This is a genomic window from Streptomyces sp. NPDC007901, from assembly GCF_042959465.1.
In the GTDB taxonomy this organism is placed as follows: Bacteria; Actinomycetota; Actinomycetes; order Streptomycetales; family Streptomycetaceae; genus Streptomyces.
In genome coordinates, this window is the sequence record NZ_JBIBKW010000075.1 from 1 (window position 1) to 4,219 (window position 4,219).

The following is a 4,219-nucleotide window of genomic DNA, read 5'->3' on the forward strand; positions in this document are numbered from 1 at the left end:
GACCTTCGCCACCGGCCTCCTGCAAGACCTCGACGCCGTCGTCGCCGGGCTGACCCTGCGCTACAGCTCCGGCGCAGTCGAGGGCCACAACAACATAAAAGTTACGTGGAATCTGCCGGGGTGATCATGTCTCTCCGGTGCAACCACGGACTTGGGAGATGTGTTGAGCGGCACGACGGTGCTGATGGAGAAGTGGCCGGTGCTCGGCAGACATGAGCAGGCGGCGACCTGGCTGACGATCTGGACGGATCTCGGACGTGCGCCCCGCACGATCGATGCCTATGCCCGCGGGCTGGCCGAGTACCTGGTGATGTGCGAGCGGGAGGACGTAGACCCGGTCACCGCGAACCGCGCCCACGTCGCCCTGTTCGTACGTGAGTTGACGTCGCGGCCGCACCGTCGGGGTGCGAACGTGGTGGCGATCGACTCGGGCGCCGGGCTGGCGAACGCCACGATCCAGCAGCGCCTGGTGCCGGTCCGCTTGTTCTACGACTTCCTCATGGAGGAGGGTCTGCGGGAGTCGAACCCGGTGGGCCGGGGCCGCTACACCCCCGGGCGACAGCGGGGCGGGCGGCAGCGCGGACTGGTACCGCGGCTCACGAAGCTGCCGTGGATCCCCAGCGAACAGCAGTGGCTGGGGATCCTGCAGGTCGCGCGGGCGGAGCCGGTCCGCAACCGGGTGATGCTGGCTCTGGCCTACGATGCCGCGCTGCGGCGGGAGGAGCTGTGCTCGCTGCGGACCGACGACCTCGATCCGGCCCATCGGACGCTGAGGGTGCGGGCGGAGACGACGAAGAACCGGCTGGAGCGGGTGGTGCCGTACTCGGCGTCGACCGGCGTGCTGATGTCGGCCTACCTCGCCCACCGGGCCACGATCAGCAGGGCCAGGGGGCCGCTGTTCCTGTCGGAGTCCCGGCGCAACCACGGGCAGCCGCTGACCCTGTGGACCTGGTCGAAGGTGGTCCGCCGGATCGCCCTGGAGGCCGGTGTCCCGCGGTTCTCGACCCACACCACCCGTCACCTGTGTCTGACCGATCTGGCCCGAATGGGCTGGGAGTTGCACGCGATCGCGACCTTCGCCGGCCACCGCAACACCGATTCCACGCTCCAGTACATCCACCTGTCCGGCCGGGACCTGGCCGAAAAGCTGGCCCGCGGCATGGAGCACATCTATGCCTGGCGAATACAGATGCTCACCTCCGCGGACGGCACGGCGGCGGAGGCGTCGAGGTGACCGCACCACTGCCGGCCATCGCCGCCGAGGATGGGGCCGGACGCTGGTCCTGGCCGACCTCTCCGCCCCGCGACAGCGCCGCACTGGCAGTGCGGCCTGCCGAGGCCAGGGCCGTGGCCGACCTGGGCGTGCACAATCTGCGGCGACTGCAGTACCACGACCCGTCCGCGCCGGGCTGGCGCGCTATCGCGCGGCTGCTGGCTCCGCTGGAGGCGGTCAACGCCGCACTGGACTCCCCGCCCACCCCGCACCGCCGACGAGCCATGCTGGATGTGGTCGCGGTGCTGCTGACGCGGTGCGTGGAGACCGGCAGGACCTTCTGGGGTTGGACCGAGGAGGAATGGGTCCACCTGCTCGGCCGCACTCAGGCCGAGTTCCGCCAGCACGCGCCCGCCTGGGCCGGTGACGAGGTCCGCCCCTACCTCGCGGCGCACGCCTACCTGCTCGGCGGCTTCAACGAGTTCCACCGGCTCGGCAGCTTCCAGCGGCTCACCCTGGCCTGGCGGATCTTCGGACGCGACCGCGTCAACGGCGAGGTCGCACGACTTCGTACGGTCCTGGGCGCCTGGGGCTACCGGCTCGGCCGGGACGAGGACACCCTGCTGCCGATGGTGGCCTGCCAGCTGTTCCTGCTGAACCGCAGCCCGCACCTTGAGGATCTGGACACCGCACTGTTCGGCCGGATCCGCCGCGACGGGCTGCTGGAGGGCAGCCGGCTGAACACCCTGCACGCGATGCAGCGGGCGGTCGCCGAGCTCGGATTCTGTGATCCTCCCCGTCCCGGCACCGGCCGTCACTCGGCCCGAGCCAGTGGCGGCGCGCCGATCTGGGAACAGTGGGCCGACCGCTGGCACGCCACCTCGACGCTGACCCCGCGTGTTCGCGGCGGCGTCCGCTCGAACCTGCTCAAGGTCGGCCGGTGGATCGCCGCCGAACAGCCCGACGCCGCCGATCCGGCCGACTGGACCCGGCAGACCTGCGCTTCGTGGATTGCCGCACTGGACCGGATGAAGGTCGGCGACTACGTCCAGCGCACGACCGGGCTGGGCGACCGTCTCGGCAAGCCGCTGGAAGCGCCCAGCAAGGCCGCACAGATCACCGCGCTGCGGACGTTCTTCCGCGACTGCCAGGAATGGGAGTGGCTGCCCCGCCGCTTCGACCCCCTTCGCGCGTTGGCGATCCCCCGCAGCATCACCGCCCTCCTCGGACCCGACCCCAGGGTGATCGCTGACGAGGTCTGGGCGAAGCTGTTGTGGGCGGGCCTGAATCTGGAGCCCGCCGACCTGCCCCAGACCCGCTCCGGGCACTTCTACCCTTTCGAACTGGTCCGCGCTGTCACACTGACCTGGCTGTTCTCCGGACAACGCAGCAACGAGATCGCCCGGCTGAGGGTGGGCTGCATCCGCTGGCAGCACGACGGGGCACCGATCGCTGGCGACTCGCAGCAGGTCCTGGCCCGCGACGCGGTCTGCCTGCTCGACGTCCCCACCCACAAGACCGGCACCGCTTTCACCAAGCCGGTCGACCCGATCCTCGGCCAGGCTGTCGACGCCTGGCAGGCTGCCCGTCCCGACCAGCCGAAGTTCACCGACCGCCGCACCGGCGAGCTGGTCGACCTGCTGTTCGCCGTCCGGGCCCGCCGCGTCTCCACCAGCTACATCAACAACACGATCATCCCCATGCTCTGCCGCAAGGCCGGAGTCCCGGCCGCCGACATCCGCGGCAACATCACCAGCCACCGCGCCCGGTCCACCATCGCCAGCCAGCTCTACAACGCCAAAGAACCGATGACCCTGTTCGAGCTGCAGGCCTGGCTCGGACACCGCTCTCCGCAGTCCACCCAGTACTACGCGAAGATCACGCCCAACACCTTGTCCAAGGCCTACTCCGAAGCCGGCTACTTCGAGCGCAACGTGCGCACCATCGAGGTCCTGGTCGACCGTGACGCCGTCGCCTCCGGCGCCGCCGCGGCCGGCGAACCCTGGCAGCACTATGACCTCGGACACGGCTACTGCAGCTACACCTTCTTCGAGCAGTGCCAGCACCGCATGGCTTGCGCACGCTGCGACTTCTACACGCCGAAGGACTCCACGAAGGCCCAACTCCTGGAAGCCAAAAGCAACTTGCAGAAGATGGCCGTGTCCATCCCGCTGACCGACGACGAGCAGGCAGCTGTCGAGGACGGCCAGGCGGCCCTGGACCGGCTGCTCGACCGCCTCGCCGACACGCCCACTCCGGCTGGCCCGACACCACGCGAACTGGACGTGCCAGCGACGGCCCGCCTCCTGCCGCTCGTCAACGTCCGACAGGGCGGGACGGGCTCCGCATCGCGCTGATATCGGAGTGCGCACAGGCCCGGGAGAGTGTCACAGTCACTGCCGTGACCTTGATGAACGTGCTCGTCGACTTCGCCCGAACCGGCCGGATCGGCCCGCTTCACTGCGGAATGCCCCTGACCGAGGCCGAGGACCTCCTCGGTCAAGGGCGCCCGCACCCCGCCATCCTCATGAAGGGCCCCGACATCGACGGCTATCCCTATGCGTGGGGAGGCCTTCGACTGGTCGTCACCCAGAGGGCCGTCAGCGGCATCTGGATCAACCTCTGGCCCGGATCAACGACGAGTCTCCCACCGCTCGTCCTGCCTGATTCCGAGTCGTTCGAGGCGACCGTTCTCCGCGAGGAACTGATCACGGCCCTCGACGCCGCAGGCTGCCACCACGAGGTCAACCCCGTCCTCACCTTCGGCGAGCAGTCGAGCATCCTCACCGAGCCCGCCGAGGTCTGCGCTGTCTTCAGTCTGCCCGGCCGGGACAACCATGTGCCGCACCGTGATCGGCACTACCTCGACGTGATGCACAAGCACACGGCTTGACATCGCTGATTCCACAGAAAGATCAAAATGATCAAGCGTCAGATGTTCGGTCGCGCCAACTTCGACCTCCTGCGCAAGCGCGTCCTGCACGCGGCATGAGCCTGTGGCGGCGT

3 protein-coding genes are annotated in these 4,219 nt (G+C 69.1%); all 3 read left to right on the forward strand.

Going from position 1 to position 4,219, the window contains the following annotated elements; translation table 11 throughout:
- Positions 1-163: 163 nt before the first annotated feature.
- From ACFZDK_RS55520 to ACFZDK_RS55530, 3 genes are read left to right on the forward strand one after another with little or no spacing between them, the layout of a single operon-like run.
- A complete protein-coding gene (locus ACFZDK_RS55520) occupies positions 164-1,234 on the forward strand; it encodes a tyrosine-type recombinase/integrase (RefSeq protein WP_390986993.1) in 1,071 nt (356 codons plus the stop codon).
- Positions 1,231-3,570 carry a tyrosine-type recombinase/integrase gene (locus ACFZDK_RS55525; protein ID WP_390986996.1) on the forward strand — a complete coding sequence of 780 codons (2,340 nt, stop codon included), beginning with the start codon at positions 1,231-1,233 and terminating at the stop codon, positions 3,568-3,570. The genes ACFZDK_RS55520 and ACFZDK_RS55525 overlap by 4 nt, the downstream gene beginning before the upstream one ends.
- A gap of 44 nt (positions 3,571-3,614) precedes the next feature.
- Positions 3,615-4,106: a hypothetical protein gene (locus tag ACFZDK_RS55530; protein WP_390986998.1), complete on the forward strand. Its 492-nt coding sequence runs from the start codon at positions 3,615-3,617 to the stop codon at positions 4,104-4,106.
- Positions 4,107-4,219: the final 113 nt, after the last annotated feature.